This is a genomic window from Anaerofustis sp. LCP19S3_F7 (assembly GCF_052119445.1).
GTDB lineage: Bacteria > Bacillota > Clostridia > Eubacteriales > Anaerofustaceae > Anaerofustis > Anaerofustis butyriciformans.
Genome location: NZ_JBQKFF010000008.1, coordinates 1 through 15,142 on the forward strand (window position 1 = coordinate 1; position 15,142 = coordinate 15,142).

Annotated in this window: 17 protein-coding genes, 1 pseudogene and 1 riboswitch; of the genes and pseudogenes, 2 read left to right on the top strand and 16 right to left on the bottom strand. The window is 29.0% G+C overall.

The genetic code is table 11. The features are described 5' to 3' along the window. The 5 genes from ACTQYZ_RS08155 to ACTQYZ_RS08175 form a co-directional block, all read right to left on the bottom strand. The coding region (locus tag ACTQYZ_RS08155; protein WP_441416371.1) for an SPL family radical SAM protein at positions 1 to 823 on the bottom strand (823 nt) is incomplete at its 3' end. A gap of 460 nt (positions 824 to 1,283) precedes the next feature. Next, positions 1,284 to 1,517, bottom strand: a complete 234-nt coding sequence (locus ACTQYZ_RS08160; RefSeq protein ID WP_441022044.1) for a GNAT family N-acetyltransferase — start codon at positions 1,515 to 1,517, stop codon at positions 1,284 to 1,286. Next, complete coding sequence (locus ACTQYZ_RS08165) at positions 1,518 to 1,784, bottom strand: hypothetical protein (protein WP_441021517.1); 267 nt, start codon at positions 1,782 to 1,784, stop codon at positions 1,518 to 1,520. Between the two features lie 2 nt (positions 1,785 to 1,786). Then, positions 1,787 to 2,266: a YbaK/EbsC family protein gene (locus ACTQYZ_RS08170; protein WP_138269531.1), complete on the bottom strand. Its 480-nt coding sequence runs from the start codon at positions 2,264 to 2,266 to the stop codon at positions 1,787 to 1,789. Between the two features lie 79 nt (positions 2,267 to 2,345). Beyond that, the gene (locus ACTQYZ_RS08175) at positions 2,346 to 3,674 is read right to left on the bottom strand and encodes an MATE family efflux transporter (RefSeq protein ID WP_441021519.1); all 1,329 of its coding nucleotides are present in this window, start codon (positions 3,672 to 3,674) and stop codon (positions 2,346 to 2,348) included. A gap of 110 nt (positions 3,675 to 3,784) precedes the next feature. On the opposite strand from ACTQYZ_RS08175, the gene ACTQYZ_RS08180 reads away from it, so the two are divergent. After that, positions 3,785 to 4,531: a MerR family transcriptional regulator gene (locus ACTQYZ_RS08180; protein WP_441021521.1), complete on the top strand. Its 747-nt coding sequence runs from the start codon at positions 3,785 to 3,787 to the stop codon at positions 4,529 to 4,531. 23 nt (positions 4,532 to 4,554) lie between these two features. Here ACTQYZ_RS08180 and bcp read toward each other — a convergent pair whose 3' ends face one another. The 11 genes and pseudogenes from bcp to ACTQYZ_RS08235 form a co-directional block, all read right to left on the bottom strand. Continuing rightward, positions 4,555 to 5,016 (bottom strand): thioredoxin-dependent thiol peroxidase, encoded by a 462-nt coding sequence (gene bcp / locus ACTQYZ_RS08185; protein WP_441021523.1) that lies wholly within the window; start codon positions 5,014 to 5,016, stop codon positions 4,555 to 4,557. 12 nt (positions 5,017 to 5,028) lie between these two features. Beyond that, positions 5,029 to 5,769, bottom strand: a complete 741-nt coding sequence (gene yaaA / locus ACTQYZ_RS08190; RefSeq protein WP_138269486.1) for a peroxide stress protein YaaA — start codon at positions 5,767 to 5,769, stop codon at positions 5,029 to 5,031. Between the two features lie 13 nt (positions 5,770 to 5,782). Further along, positions 5,783 to 6,472: an LrgB family protein gene (locus ACTQYZ_RS08195; protein WP_441021525.1), complete on the bottom strand. Its 690-nt coding sequence runs from the start codon at positions 6,470 to 6,472 to the stop codon at positions 5,783 to 5,785. After that, complete coding sequence (locus tag ACTQYZ_RS08200; protein WP_441021527.1) at positions 6,459 to 6,830, bottom strand: CidA/LrgA family protein; 372 nt, start codon at positions 6,828 to 6,830, stop codon at positions 6,459 to 6,461. Before ACTQYZ_RS08200 ends, ACTQYZ_RS08195 begins: the two co-directional genes overlap by 14 nt. 228 nt (positions 6,831 to 7,058) lie before the next feature. Further along, positions 7,059 to 7,748 carry a cytochrome c biogenesis protein CcdA gene (locus ACTQYZ_RS08205; RefSeq protein WP_441021529.1) on the bottom strand — a complete coding sequence of 230 codons (690 nt, stop codon included), beginning with the start codon at positions 7,746 to 7,748 and terminating at the stop codon, positions 7,059 to 7,061. A gap of 1 nt (position 7,749) precedes the next feature. After that, a pseudogene (locus ACTQYZ_RS08210) lies at positions 7,750 to 8,064 on the bottom strand (thioredoxin family protein); the annotation flags it as partial. Between the two features lie 240 nt (positions 8,065 to 8,304). Further along, a complete protein-coding gene (gene thiD / locus ACTQYZ_RS08215; RefSeq protein ID WP_441021531.1) occupies positions 8,305 to 9,084 on the bottom strand; it encodes a bifunctional hydroxymethylpyrimidine kinase/phosphomethylpyrimidine kinase in 780 nt (259 codons plus the stop codon). Between the two features lies 1 nt (position 9,085). Continuing rightward, complete coding sequence (thiE, locus tag ACTQYZ_RS08220; protein WP_441021533.1) at positions 9,086 to 9,730, bottom strand: thiamine phosphate synthase; 645 nt, start codon at positions 9,728 to 9,730, stop codon at positions 9,086 to 9,088. Beyond that, positions 9,717 to 10,541, bottom strand: a complete 825-nt coding sequence (thiM, locus tag ACTQYZ_RS08225; protein ID WP_441021535.1) for a hydroxyethylthiazole kinase — start codon at positions 10,539 to 10,541, stop codon at positions 9,717 to 9,719. The genes thiE and thiM overlap by 14 nt, the downstream gene beginning before the upstream one ends. 50 nt (positions 10,542 to 10,591) lie before the next feature. After that, a riboswitch (TPP riboswitch) is annotated at positions 10,592 to 10,688 on the bottom strand. A gap of 48 nt (positions 10,689 to 10,736) precedes the next feature. Then, the gene (locus ACTQYZ_RS08230; RefSeq protein ID WP_441021537.1) at positions 10,737 to 11,426 is read right to left on the bottom strand and encodes a GTP pyrophosphokinase; all 690 of its coding nucleotides are present in this window, start codon (positions 11,424 to 11,426) and stop codon (positions 10,737 to 10,739) included. A 23-nt stretch (positions 11,427 to 11,449) separates the two neighbouring features. After that, positions 11,450 to 11,629, bottom strand: a complete 180-nt coding sequence (locus tag ACTQYZ_RS08235) for a hypothetical protein (protein ID WP_138269495.1) — start codon at positions 11,627 to 11,629, stop codon at positions 11,450 to 11,452. Positions 11,630 to 11,906: 277 nt separating this feature from the next. Between ACTQYZ_RS08235 and ACTQYZ_RS08240 the strand changes: the two genes are divergently transcribed. Continuing rightward, the gene (locus tag ACTQYZ_RS08240; protein WP_441416372.1) at positions 11,907 to 15,134 is read left to right on the top strand and encodes an ABC transporter ATP-binding protein/permease; all 3,228 of its coding nucleotides are present in this window, start codon (positions 11,907 to 11,909) and stop codon (positions 15,132 to 15,134) included. The last annotated feature ends 8 nt before the right edge of the window (positions 15,135 to 15,142 follow it).

Genomic DNA, 15,142 nt, shown 5'->3' on the forward strand with positions numbered 1-15,142 from the left:
AACTAATATTATATTTCTTTCTTATAAAATATATCTTTTTATTAAGATTTGTTAAATATTCTTTATTTAAAGTAGAGGAACTTTCATAGAGTTTCTCTATTTTTTTATATTCTTCACTAAAATTTTTTCTAATAAAATTAAGAAAATAACTTCTCGTCTGCCCTCTTAAGTTTAAAGGACCTGTTAAAATATAATCTACGTTTATTTGTTTTCCTAAATAAAAAATTTTATCTATATTTTCTATACTATCTGTAATATATGGAATAATTGGCATCATATGAATAGCAGTATTTGCATTTGTCTTTCCTATTTCTTTTAACATATTTATCCTTTGAATACTGCTTTTAGAATAAGGCTCGATTAATTTTCTAATTCTTTCGTCCATTACTGTTATTGTTGAAGCAATATTCACATACGTTTTCTTTGAAAGTTTTTCAATTAAATCAATATCCCTTAAAATCAAATCGGACTTTGTGGAAATTATAATTGGCTGATTATATTTAATCATAAGTTTTAGTACTTCTCTCATTAGTCCATATTTTTCTTCCAAAGGCTGATATGAATCCGTTACACTTCCCATATTTATGATTTTATTGTCTTTTTTCTTTCTAAGTTCCTTTTCCAATACTTCAAGAATATTCTTCTTTACAAATATTTCATTAAAGAAGTCAGTTGAACCTAAGTAACTATTTGAATAAAGAGCATAGCAATAACTGCATTTATGAGAACATCCTCTGTAAATATTTAAATCCAGACTATAAGGAAGTCTTGAATTTGAAATCTTGTTTATGGCACTTTTACATTCAATTTCTTTTACTATCATATATACCACCTTTAGAACTTTTGTTCGTATATATTATAGCTAGAATTATATTATTTTACAATACTGATTTATACTTATTTTAAAATTAAATGTATGCTGTTAATGAGTAACAATATGTAAAATATTACTGACAATGTTATACAAAGGAAAAAACCTAATTTTATTCTCTTTTTTCTAAATTCAACTGCTTTACATACAAGTAATGTTGCAAAACACAAATAAAATAACGGTAAACTAACTAAACGGGATACCCCAGACCTTGATAAATAAAAAATAAAAATACTATGGTTAACACTTTAAATATAGCTTTTATAAAATGCATGTCATTCCTCTGTAATCCTTAATAAATTGTTCATATTGTATCATTATAAGTAGTAATTTTATGTTAACATAATCTAAAATTTTCCTAAAAAAAGAATACTTCCCTTTGAAGTATCCTTTTTTATAAGACATATGTATATTATTTTATAATTGCATAAATTAAGCTATCCATTATTTTACCATTTTTAAATATGCTTTTTTCTTTTCTGCCTTCTAATTTAAAGCCGTTATTTTGGAGAACTTTTCTTGATGGAATGTTTGTTTCAAATATTTTTGCTTCAATTCTTACTATATCCATTCTTTCAAAAGCTTCTTTTATAACCATTTTTACAGCTTTTTTCATTATTCCTTTATTTTGGAATTCTTCCCCTATTCAGTATCCTATTTCTGCAGTTTTTCTATTTACATCATTTAGTTTTATAACGGATATGCTTCCCACTGCTTTTCCGTTTACCGTTATGGCTTTTAATATATTGTTAATATCATTATTAATACAGTCTTTTATAAAAAATTCAGCATTTTCCCTTGTATAAGGATAAGGAAAAATATCTCTTAAATTATCGGCAATACGTTTATTATTTGCGTATTTTACCACATCATCTACATATTTTAAATTCCATTGTTCAATTTTAAAATCCATTATTACCAGTCCTTGCAAACATCAACCCAATCTAAAGCATTTGAATATTTAAACAAATCTTCCATATTAAGTTCTATTGCTGAATTAGAACTTCCACAAGCAGGAAATACCGTATCAAATCTTTTTAAAGATTCATCAAGATATGTTTTTACTTTTTCAGGGTTTGCAAAAGGACATACACCTCCTATTTTATGATTTGTATATTTTTCAACGTCTTCCATAGATAACATCTTTGCCTTTTGTGAAAATCTTGTTTTAAATTTTTTATTGTCAATTTTAGCATCTCCTGCAGCAACAACAAGAATACATCCTCCTTCTTCTTCATTTTTATCATAAAAAGAAAGAGTTTTTGCAATTCTTGCTCCTGTTGTTCCAAGTGCTTTTGCAGCAAGCTCTACTGTTGCACTTGAAGTTTCAAACTCCATAACTTTATCTTTCATATTAAATTTATCAAAATATTCTTTTACTAAATCTATTGCCATACTTTCCTCCAAAATATAAACTATTTTAATATTATATCACAAATAAAAAGGGATAAATTAATTTCTACCCCTTTAAATATTAAATATAATTATATCTGTTTTTTTCTTTAATTATGAAGAACAAGGAAACCATTAATGCAAGTATCTCTGCTGTCGGTATTGCAAGCCACATTCCGTCAACTCCTATAAATAAAGGAAGAAGCATAATTGCACCTGATATAAAAACGAATGTTCTCATAAATGATATTATCGCTGAAACCTTACCGTTTGAAAGAGCTGTAAACATTGCAGATGCAAAAATATTAAATCCTGAAAACAAGAATGTTATGGAGAATAACAAATATGCTCTTGTTGCTATTGGATAAACTTCGCTGTTTACAGGTATAAATATAGTTACAACCTTAGATGAGAATAACAATGATAGAATAAATATACATATTACAGATACCAAAATTATTCTAATACTGTTTTTAAAGGCTTTTTGAAGCTGTTTTTTATTTTCGCTTCCAAAGTTATAACTAAATATCGGAGCAACCCCGCTTGAAAATCCCATATAAATTGAATTAAACAAGAACTGCGCATAAAGAAGCAATGATATTGCGGCAACTCCGTTTTCTCCAAGCATTTTCATTAATGATATATTAAACATCCAGTTTGTAATACACATTGAAATATGCCCAACCATTTCCGATGCACCGTTAAACATAGCTTCAGTTATTACTTTAGGGTTTTTATCTATCTTTGAGAAATGAAGTCCTTTTTTGTTTATTATAAAAAATATTAATCCCGATGTTGCAGGAATCATATATCCAATAACCGTTCCCCATGCAGCACCTTTTATTCCCATATTTAAAGGAACCATAAACACATAATCAAGTATTATGTTTGTTATTCCTGCAAGAACAGTAAAAAATAGTCCTAAGTTTGGCTTTCCGGCAGTTACAAAAAGGCTACTAAATACAAGTTGAAGCATTAAAAGCGGAGCAAATCTTAAATATATGTTCAAATAATCATGGCAATATCCAAATAATATTTCACTTGCACCTAAAAAATTTATTATTTTATCTAAAAATAATACAGAAAAAATAGACATTATCATGCTTATTACAACAATTGTAATTACAATAAGAGATAAATCTCCATTTGCTTCTTCGTCTTTTTTCTGCCCTATCTTTTTTGCTATTATGGCACTTCCTCCGGTACCGAACATAAGTCCAACCCCGAAAAATAAATTTAAAAGAGGTTCTATTATGTTAATTGCACTTAGTCCGTTAACCCCTACTATTCTTGATATAAATACTCCGTCAACTATTGTGTAAAGAGACATGAACAGCATCATAATAATAGTGGGAAAACTAAACTTAATTAAAGATATAAGATTAAATTCTTTTGCTATATTATTATTCATTATTCATTCCTCCTTATAATTTCACTTTGAACATTATAAACCTTCAAGTAACTTGAATGTCAAGAGTAAAATATATATAATATAGATAAAATAAATTTTGAGGTAATAAAATGGAAAACAAATATAATATAGGGCTTATTTCCAAAATTCTAAATATACCAAGATCAACTCTAAGATACTGGGAAAGCGAAGGGCTGATAAACTTAAAAAGAAATAAAGAAAATGATTATAGAGAGTTTGATGTTTCATCTATATTTGAAATCCTTGACATAGCTTTATACAGGAAACTAAATATTTCTATAAAAGAAATAAAAAAAATGGAAAATCAAAATGTTAAAGAAATAGAAAAAGTTTTAATCAAAAACAAAGAAAACATAGATAAAAGCATTAACGAACTAAAATATACAAAAACATTAATTGAAAAAAGAATTAATCAAATACAAATTTATTATGAACTTATAAATAACACTTATCAAAAAGCAGATAAAATAGAAAATATAAAATATATCGTGAACTTTGATATAAATAACAAAAAAATTCTTTCAAAATATATAAACTCTCCCGAAAACTTTGTATTTTATAAAGAAAAGAACGAAGAAATGAAATACGGTTTTATATTAAATAATATAAACAAAGAAGATAAAATTCTTTGGACAAAAGAAAAAGACAAAAATAAGAAATATTTAAAATTCATTTTAAAACAAGATTATTATAACCTAAATACAAATTTAGATTTTCATATTAAAAACTTAACTGATATGGGTTATGAAACCGGAGAAATGATAGCAAAGTATTTAATGACGGATTTCGAGGGTAAAAAGTACGATTACTATGAAACATATATGGAAATAAAATAAAAAAAGGACCTAACAGTCCTTTTTTACATTATGCCAAGATCCATAAGAACATCTTCAGCATTTGTTGCAGCTTTAACTTTGCCATAAACTTTTTCTATATTTCCTTGTTCATCGATAATATAAGTAGTTCTTACTACACCCATGCTTTTTTTACCGTACATATTCTTTTCTTTCCACACATCATAAGACTGAATTACTTTAAGTTCAGGGTCTGAAAGAAGAATAAAAGGTAAATCATGTTTATTTATAAAATTAGAATGAGACTTTTCACTGTCTTTGCTTATTCCGATTACAACAATGTCGTTATCTTTGTATTTATCATAGTTGTCTCTAAATCCACAGGCTTGTTTTGTACATCCAGGAGTATTATCCCTTGGATAGAAATAAAGAACCACTTTCTTTCCTAAAAAATCAGATAAACTTACTTCTTTTCCGTCTTTATCATTAAGTGTAAAATCAGGTGCTTTTATACCTTGTTCTAACATAATATTCCCTCCTTAAATTTTGAAGAAAACAAAATTATTTTCATTTGAATATTCTTCACTAAAACTATATCCATTATAACAAAATTCTTTTAATTTATCACTATTATTTATCTTTTTATCAACTATATACCTTACCATTTCCCCTCTTAGCATTTTAGCTTCAGTTGCAATAGTTCTAATTTTCCCTTTATGAAAACTCTTAAAATCAACTGTGATAAATTTGTCTTCATCTTTTAAATATGGCGTAATAACTTTTGAATATTCCTTTGAGGCAAGATTGATTACTTCTTCATTATCCTTATATAATTCCTTATAAATACTGTCTGCCCAGAATTTATATAAATTTTTACCGTCTATATCAAGTTTACACTGCATTTCAAGTCTATAGGGACAAATACCGTCATAAGGTTTTAATATACCGTATAAACCGCTTATTACCCTAATGGTAGAGTTTACGAACTCATAATCTTCTTCCTTAAATTCTTCTGCTTTTATATGTGTATATTGAAGACCGTTATAAGATAATATTGCAGGTATTTCATGCTTAAAATCAAAGAAATCATTATAGTAAACAAAAGTTTCCATTGCTATTTTAGGATTTACTTTCATAATACTTTCTATTTCCATAGGCGAAAACTTCTTTATTATTTTAGCAAGCTGTTTTGCCTTATTAAAAAATACAGGGGTTGTAATTTCTTTTTTTTCATCATATGCTATTTTCATTTTCTTTGCAGGTGAAATTATTACTTTCAATGTTAAACCTCTTTTATAAAAAATTTACGAATGCTCCCGCAAGAACCACAGTTATAAGTCCCGATACGGCTACGGAAAGTCCGCTCATAGCCCCTTCAACCTCTCCCATTTTAAGAGCCTTGGCTGTTCCTACTGCATGAGCAGCTGTTCCTATTGCAAGCCCTTTAGATATTGGGTGCTTAATCTTAAATATTTTTAGGATATATTCTCCCATTAAATTCCCAAGTATTCCGGTTATTATTATTACGGCAACCGTTATTGAAGCAATTCCTCCGAATTGTTCACTTACAGTCATTCCTATTGCCGTAGTAATTGACTTTGGAAGAAGAGTAACATATTGCTCATGAGTCAAAGCAAATAAGTATGAAAACAATAAAATACTTCCAAGACTTGAGAGTACTCCTGCAGTTATCCCTATTATAATTGCTTTAAAATTGTGTTTAAGGGTTTCAAATTCTTCGTATAAAGGTATTGCAAGACATATTGTCGCAGGGGTTAGGAAGTAGCTTATATATTTTGCGCCCTCATAATAAACATCATAGTCAATTTTAAAAACACTTAATACAATACTTACAAAAATAATGGCAATAAGTATAGGATTAAAAACATTTAACTTTGTTTTTTTTCTTATTATATCCCCTATAAAATACCCAAGTATTGTTATCAAAACCGCAAAATAAAGAGAATTTTTAATTATTTCCATTATTCACATTCTCCTTATCTTTATTTATTACAAATTGTGAAACATGCCCCGTTACAACCATAACAATAATTGTAGTTACAAAAACGATTATTGTCATAGGAAATAAAAATTCCTTTAAAACCGCAAATAACGTAACTATTTCTACACCTATAGGAACGAACATTATAGGCATTGTATCCAGTAAAAAACTGCCAACGTCTTTTATATAACTTAATTTAAGTATATTTGATTTTAGAAGTATCAGCATTATTATAAGACCGTATATACTGCTTGGAATCGGAAGCGGTATTATATAATTTAACAGCTCACTTACAAAAGTTATTAAACAAATAATTAAAAATTGATAAAAATATTTCATATTATGCCTTTCTAAAATGTATTTTGAAAATTAATTATATATTAAATATGAAAATTTTTAAAGTTTTTTACATTACCAAACGAAACTTTTAATATTTTTTTGCTGTCTTTAATCTTATATAATTTGCCTTTCTATTATATAAAATTTAACTTAATTATTATTAAAAAGCATAAAGTATTTACTTTAATTTTACAAATATTTTAAATAAAAAAGACACATAACGTATCTTTAAAAGCTTAAATAGAACATATAGAAAGCTATAAGAAGCATTAAAATTGAAAGCAATATTTTTACTACAAACTGTACTTTTGCATATTTTTCGCTTTTGTTCAAATTTTTTGTAAATCCAATACCGGTACCTACAAGAACTGTTAATATACCGTGTCCCACAGAATAACAAAATAACATTATTATTCCCATTAATAAATTTCCCTTTGATGCAACAAAGCTTAAAATAACAACCAAAGCGGGAGTTGAGCAGGGAGAAGAAAAAACACCTGAAAGTATACCGCATATAAATGCTCCTATATATCCCGTTTTACCGTTTTTTGAAACCAAGTTTGTTGAGGGTATAAAATTATAAAGTTCCAATATTTGAAGAGCCATTAAAACCATTATTATTCCAAGAAATATATAAAACCATTTACCTGAAAGAGAAAGTATGTTTCCTATCAGTGCTAAAACTACGCCAAAAAGCGTAAATGTAAGTGCTGTTCCAAGAGCAAATACAACGCTTAATAAAAATAGATTTTTCGTTTCTTTTTTGCTGTTTAACCCTACATAACCTACTATCAAAGATATTGAGGATAAGGAACATGGAGTAAATGAAACCAATATTCCTGCCAAAAAAGCAAATAATGGAGCAAAAGCAGAGCTTGAAGCTATTATGTTTGATAAACTTTCTATTAGTTGATTCATATTATTCTACTCCCAAATATTTAAATATTGCTCTGAATTCTTCTTCGCTTAATATTCCCTCTCTTGCAGTAAATAAATGTTCATTTGTATCTTTTGAAGTATATTTTATTAAATCTACTCCCGAAGCCTGGGGTGGAGAATAAGGTTTGCCGTTTTTATCAAAGAAGAAAATAGTCGGTGTAACTCTTATTGGAAAATCTTCTATACCGCTGACATTAGCATCTATGTTAATTGTTTTAATGATAATTTTACCTTCATACTCTTTTGCAAGATCATGTATTGTAGGTTCCATTTCTCTGCATGGAGGACATGTTGAACTTGAAAATTTAGAACGATTGGAAGATTTTGTTTTTTAAGTTCATCCATATTAAGACTTTTTTATTCATATTCCATCTCCCTTCTTTTATTTAATTCATTTTATCATATAAATTGCTTTTTGTTAACATATGCAAACACGTTTTTTAGAATTATTTTAATTTACATTATTTCCTCTACATAAATTATATGCTTAAAATAATAAAAAACCTGCAAATATAAATATTTACAGGTTTCTACTTTATAAATTATACATATGATTTAAAGGTCCGCTTCCCTTTCCAAGATCTAACCCTGCCTTTAGGGCTCCTGTTATATAATCTTTTGCATTTTTAATGCTTTCTTCTTTAGAATAGCCCATTGCAAGATTACAAGCAATTGCAGAAGAAAGAGTACAGCCTGTTCCGTGAGTATTATTAGTATCTACTCTATCCCCCTTAAACCAGAAAATTTCTCCATTATCATATAAAAGATCATTTGCGTTTTTATCATAATGACCGCCTTTTATAAGAATTGCACTGTCAATGTTTTTAGATATTTCTTTTGCTGCTTTAATCATATCTTCGTCAATTTTTATACTCATACCCGATAAAACTTCAGCTTCAGGAATATTAGGAGTGATTATTGTTCCAAGTGGAAGAAGTCTGTTTATTAAAGTATCTTTTGCTTCATCACTTATAAGCTTACTTCCGCTTGTTGCAACCATTACAGGATCAACAACAATATTTTCTGCTTTATATTCAATTAGTTTATCTGCTATGGTATTGATTATATCGCTGTTTGAAACCATACCAATTTTCACACTGTCAGGTCGTATATCAGTAAAAATGCAATCAATTTGATTTTTTACAAAGTCTGCATCTGCATCTAAAACACCGTAAACTCCTGTTGTGTTTTGTGCTGTTAGAGCTGTTATTGCACTCATCGCATAAAGTTTATGAGCTGTTATTGTTTTTATATCGGCTTGTATTCCGGCTCCTCCGCTTGAATCAGAACCCGCAATTGTTAAAACCTTTTTCATATTATTCTCCTTTTACCATTTCTTTAGATAGACTTAAAAGTTCTTTTGTATCTTCAGTTATATTTTTGCTTGCAAAAATTGCAGAAACTACCGCAACACCGTCAACATGGCTTCCTTTTAATTTTAAAATATTATCCTTACTTATTCCCCCTATTGCAACAACGGGAATATTTACGCTTTGACATATTTTTTTTAGAGTTTCAAAAGATACATCATCGGCATCTAATTTTGTTGAAGTTGAAAAAACCGCACCAACTCCAAGATAATCTGCGCCCATTCTTTCGGCTTCTTTAGCTTCTTCAAGTGTGTGAGCTGAAACTCCGAGGATTTTATCTTTACCTATTTTACTTCTAACGTCAGTAGCTTTCATATCGCTTTGACCTACATGAACTCCATCTGCATCACATTTTATTGCAACATCTACGTTATCATTGATTACAAAAGGAATATTATATTTTTTTACCATGTCTTTTATTTCTAAAGCTTCTTTTAAGAATTCTTCATCATTTAATTCTTTTTCTCTAAGCTGTAAAAAAGTTATTCCACCGTCTAAAGCTTCTTTGATTTGCTGTTTTAATCCATTTTCTTCGCTCCACATTCTGTCTGTTACAGCGTATAGAAGCATATCTTTTTTATCTGTGTTCATATTTTGCACCTTCTTCAAGTTCTTCGCCTGTCATATTGTATATTGCATCAATTAAATAATTTCTAAATGAAGAGTTACCTGCTTTTGTTTCAACCATTTTTTCATATGCTTTTTCACCTGCATAACCCATTAAACAAACACTTGCAAGGCAGGCTTTTAACATATTATCTTTATTTGCACATATATAAGCACAAGTAAGAGCTGAAAGCATACATCCTGTTCCTGTTATAGAAGACATCACAGCATGTCCGTTTTTTATTATATAAGCATCTTTATCATTAGTTACAATATCAATTTCTCCCGTAACTATTATTACAGCACCTGTTTGTTTTGAAAATTCTTTTAAAGATTTTATTACATCATCTATATTTTCTTCAGTTACTTTATCAGCTATATCGGCATCAACCCCTTTTGTTGTACCGCTTCCTGCCATAAGAGTTTTAATTTCGGAAATATTACCTTTTATTACAGAAAATTTAACGTTATTCAAAAGTTCATTTGCTGTATTTGTTCTAAGAGTTGAAGCACCTGCTCCTACAGGGTCAAGAATAACAGGATGAGAAAGTTCATTTGCTTTTTTCCCTGCAAGTAACATTGAAGGAATTGTATTTTTATTTAAAGTTCCTATGTTTATATTTAAACCGCTGCAAATACTTGTTATTTCTTCTACTTCTCCTTCATCGTCAGCCATTATCGGAGAACCTCCACAGGCAAGCAGTATATTTGCACAGTCATTTACAGTTACGTAGTTTGTAATGTTATGTACAAGTGGTGTATTGTTTTTTACGTTTTCCAAAATTTCTTTTAACATTTCATTCCTCCTAATATAAAAAAACGAGAAACCAATTAGGATTCTCGTTAAAATTTACTTGTTATTTCTTCCTACGTTGGCATTATCCAAATCAGGTTTAAGGGTCGAATAAATTCCTCTCAGCAAAAAGCTCCCCTGTATATTTTATTTATAGAACTATGCTACCACAAGATAAAAAATATGTCAATAAAAGCATTATGCTTCGTTTTCCAAATGAATTTTATCTCTTATTTCCTGCATTTTTACATCTGTATAAGAAATAAGGGTTGCACATTCTTTTAATTCACTTATGATTTTTTCCTCTTCTTCTATATTTTTTTTGTATTTAAGCTGATGTTCCAAACTTGCCCAAAAGTCCATTGCTATTGTTCTAATTTGTATTTCAACTCTTAAATTTTGTTTTTTATCTGAAAAGAACACGGGTATTTCGACAATCATATGATAAGATCTATATCCGTTTTCCTTAGGGTTGTTAATATAATCCTTTACAGCTATAACCGTGATATCATCTTGTTTTGCAATCATTTTTGCAAGTGCATATATGTCATCAATAAAAGAACAAACTATTCTTATTCCCGCAATATCATTTAGATGTTCCATAGCTGATTCTACGGATACTTCATATCCTTCTTTTTTTAATTTTGCGGCTATGCTTTCAGGTTTTTTAATTCTTGACTTAATAAATTCTATTGGGCTGTTAGCTCTTTTAAGTGCAAGTTCGTCATTTAAAACTTCAAGTTTAGTTTTAACTTCTCTTATTGCACATCCATACATCATAATTGCTTCTTTAAATTCTTTTGTTTGTTCTATAAAATAATTTTTTGTATCTGCAGGAACGTTAACAGTGCTTATAAACGTCCTGTTCAGGTCTTTTTCCATGTTCATTGTAATCTTTTAATATATGATATTTATTTCCATTTATGTCCGCAGTCAAGGCATATGTAATCAGGTCTTGTTTTTTCATCTTCAAAACATCCGCCGTAAAAACCTTCATCTTTCCCCATTGCTTCACAAGCTTCAAAATACATAAGACCGTATATCATTTCTTCAATATGTTTGCTTTTACACTTTGGACATATCTTTTCCATATATTATTCTCCTTACATTTTAATATTGTATCATAAATCGACAATATTACATAGAACATTAATTAATTCTTAATTATTATTTAATTTAAAACACAACTTTATTTATAGTAAAAAATACTCCTATCTTTTTTTAAAAAAAATGATAATTAATATTCAATTAAAACTATATAAACTTATTTTTAAATATGATAAAATTACATCATATATTATAAATATAAAATTTTTTTTAAAGTAAAATAAGTTTATAGGTTCTTAATATAAAATTGGAGGTTTAGTTGTGCTTCAAATAAAAAATATAAGCAAACAATATAAAACCGGAAGTTTAGTTCAAAAAGCATTAGACGACGTAAGTTTGAATTTAAGAGACAACGAATTTGTTGCAATTTTAGGTCCGAGCGGTTCCGGTAAAACAACACTTTTGAATATTATCGGAGGGCTTGATAGATATGACAGCGGAGATTTGATAATAAATGAAGTATCAACAAAGGAATACAAAGACAGAGATTGGGATTCTTACCGTAATCATACAATAGGATTTGTATTTCAAAGTTATAATTTAATACCACACCAAACAATACTCTCAAACGTTGAGCTTGCTCTTACCATTGCAGGTATAGACAAATCAGAAAGAAAAGAAAGAGCAATAAAGGCTCTTGAACAAGTAGGCCTTAAAGAGCAAATGCACAAAAAGCCAAATCAATTATCAGGCGGACAGATGCAAAGAGTAGCAATTGCAAGGGCTCTTGTAAACAACCCTGATATTGTTCTTGCGGACGAACCTACGGGAGCTCTTGACAGTGAAACAAGCATACAAGTTATGGATCTTTTAAAAGAAGTTGCAAAAGACCGTTTGGTTGTAATGGTAACCCATAACCCAGAACTTGCCGAAAGATATGCAACCCGTATTGTAAATTTAAGAGATGGTAAAATACGTTCAGATTCTGACCCTTTTGAAATTAATGAAGAAAACCAGGTTGAATCTGTTTATAAAAAATTTGGTAAAACAGCAATGTCTTTCTTGACTTCTCTTTCTTTAAGTTTTAACAACTTAAAGACAAAGAAAGGAAGAACTATTCTTACTTCATTTGCAGGTTCAATTGGTATAATTGGGATTGCATTGATACTTTCATTATCAAACGGTGTAAATTCCTATATTAAATCAATAGAAGAAGAAACATTATCCGAATACCCTTTACAAATACAAAGTTCGGGTTTTGATTTAACTTCAATGATTAATATACAAAATACAAATAACGAACAAAAAGATTCAGAAATAAAAATAAACAAACAGCTTACAAATATGTTTTCAACTATTGGCTCAAACGATTTAAAAACACTAAAAGCATATTTAGAAAGCGATGAATGTCCTATTGATAACTATGCAAAAAATATAGAATACAAATACGATGTTTCTCCTAAGATATATTTACAGGAAGACGATGAAATAAGACAGGTTAATCCTGATATAACATTTACAAGTCTTGGTATAGGCTCCGGAACTTCAAACAACTCTTTTATGTCAAGCATGATGAGTACAAACGTATTTTTCCAAATGCCAAGTGATGAAAATTTATATATTAATCAATACGATGTAAAAGCGGGAAAATGGCCAGAAAATTACAATGAATGTGTACTTGTTTTATCATCAAATGGCGGAATGAGCGACTTTTTACTTTATACTTTGGGACTTAGGGATTATGACGAACTTGATAAATGGGTAAAAGATTTTTCAAATGACAAAAACGTAACTGTTCCTAAAAATCTTGGTGAATACTCATATGATGATATAATAGGAAAAACATTTAAACTTGTTGATAACAGCGACTGTTATGAATATGATTCAAATTATAACCTATGGCGTGATAAAACCGATAATACAGAATACATGAAAAAGGTCGTAAAAAACGGTGCAGACTTAAAAATCGTTGGAGTAGTACAACCTAAAGAAGATGCATCAAGCATGATGTTATCAATGGGAATATGTTACCCACAAAGCCTTACAACTCATGTTATGGATAATGCCAAAAACAGTGAGATAGTAAAACAACAACTTGAAAATCCTGATATAAACGTATTTACAGGTAAAAGTTTTGATGATGAAGGAAATGATAATGCTTTTGATATGAACTCACTAATGCAAGTTGATACAAATGCATTACAGTCTGCTTTTAAATTTGACCAAAGTAAGATTAAAGTAGATTTTGGTGATTTAAGCGGGCTTATTGATGAAAACTCTCTGCCTGAACTTGACTTAAATGATATTTTAAATGAAATTGATTTTACAATAACCGATAAAGACACTCAAAAGATAATTAAAGAACTTTTAGAGGGATATGAAGAATACTTAAAAAACAATCCTGACAGTGACGTAAACAAAGTAAGTAAAGGACTTTCAGAATATTTAAGTTCAAGTGAAGCTAATGATATTATAAACAAAAGGCTTAATGAAACAATAGAAAATGGCGGTTCAATTTCAAATGAGGAAATGCAGAATATATTCTCTGAAGTATTAGACGGATATAGCGAATATGCAAAAGATAATGATTTAAGTACTTCTGATGATTTAGTCCAGTCAATAAATGATTACCTTAAATCCGACGAAGCAAGACAAATCATAATAAAGAATTTATCAGAGATTATAAAATCACAAAACGTGGAAGAACAAGTTAACGCCATTATGGATAAATACATGAGTGAAGTAACAGGACAAATAAGTTATTCCATTCAAGCACAAATGCAAAAAAGCATGCAAAGTTTAAGTGAATCAATTTCAAATGCCATAAGTATCGACCCTTCAACTTTTGCGGGAGCTTTCAAAATGAACATGAGCGAAGAGGAACTTTCGGAACTGTTTACTTCCCTTCTTTCAAAAGAAAGCGTTACTTATGAAAATAACTTGAAGAAATTAAACTATGCAAATCCTAATGAACCAAGCGGTATTGATATATATCCAAAAGATTTTGAAGGAAATAAATCAATAACAAATTTACTAAACGAATATAACGAAAGAATGGAAAAAGAAGGCAATGAAGATAAAGTAATTTCATTTACGGATATGGTAGGAACGCTAATGAGTTCAGTTACAAACATAGTTGACACCGTAAGTTATGTTCTTATAGCCTTTGTATCTATTTCCCTTGTTGTTTCTTCCATTATGATTGGTGTAATAACTTATATAAGTGTACTTGAAAGGAAAAAAGAGATTGGTATATTAAGAGCAATGGGAGCCTCAAAGAAAAATATTTCGCAGGTATTCAATGCAGAAACCATTATAATAGGTGCTCTTGCGGGAGTTTTAGGTGTTGGAATCTCATTACTTGCACTTATACCTATAAATAAACTTATATATATTCTTTCCGATGGAGCAAATGTAAAAGCTTCCCTACCTATTAGCGCAGCAATAATTCTTATAATTTTAAGTATTGTGTTAACATTAATAGGCGGAATAATTCCATCTAAAAAAGCGGCAAAAGAAGATCCTGTTCTTGCCCTTAGAAGTGAATAAAAAAGGAC

Bases quoted from the DNA above. Each gene is read 5' to 3' on its own strand.
- ACTQYZ_RS08165 (WP_441021517.1), bottom strand. From the start codon at position 1,784: ATGGATTTTAAAATTGAACAATGGAATTTAAAATATGTAGATGATGTG.
- ACTQYZ_RS08170 (WP_138269531.1), bottom strand. From the start codon at position 2,266: ATGGCAATAGATTTAGTAAAAGAATATTTTGATAAATTTAATATGAAA.
- ACTQYZ_RS08175 (WP_441021519.1), bottom strand. From the start codon at position 3,674: ATGAATAATAATATAGCAAAAGAATTTAATCTTATATCTTTAATTAAG.
- ACTQYZ_RS08180 (WP_441021521.1), top strand. From the start codon at position 3,785: ATGGAAAACAAATATAATATAGGGCTTATTTCCAAAATTCTAAATATA.
- bcp (WP_441021523.1), bottom strand. From the start codon at position 5,016: ATGTTAGAACAAGGTATAAAAGCACCTGATTTTACACTTAATGATAAA.
- ACTQYZ_RS08195 (WP_441021525.1), bottom strand. From the start codon at position 6,472: ATGGAAATAATTAAAAATTCTCTTTATTTTGCGGTTTTGATAACAATA.
- ACTQYZ_RS08200 (WP_441021527.1), bottom strand. From the start codon at position 6,830: ATGAAATATTTTTATCAATTTTTAATTATTTGTTTAATAACTTTTGTA.
- ACTQYZ_RS08205 (WP_441021529.1), bottom strand. From the start codon at position 7,748: ATGAATCAACTAATAGAAAGTTTATCAAACATAATAGCTTCAAGCTCT.
- thiD (WP_441021531.1), bottom strand. From the start codon at position 9,084: ATGAAAAAGGTTTTAACAATTGCGGGTTCTGATTCAAGCGGAGGAGCC.
- thiE (WP_441021533.1), bottom strand. From the start codon at position 9,730: ATGAACACAGATAAAAAAGATATGCTTCTATACGCTGTAACAGACAGA.
- thiM (WP_441021535.1), bottom strand. From the start codon at position 10,541: ATGTTAAAAGAAATTTTGGAAAACGTAAAAAACAATACACCACTTGTA.
- ACTQYZ_RS08230 (WP_441021537.1), bottom strand. From the start codon at position 11,426: ATGAACATGGAAAAAGACCTGAACAGGACGTTTATAAGCACTGTTAAC.
- ACTQYZ_RS08235 (WP_138269495.1), bottom strand. From the start codon at position 11,629: ATGGAAAAGATATGTCCAAAGTGTAAAAGCAAACATATTGAAGAAATG.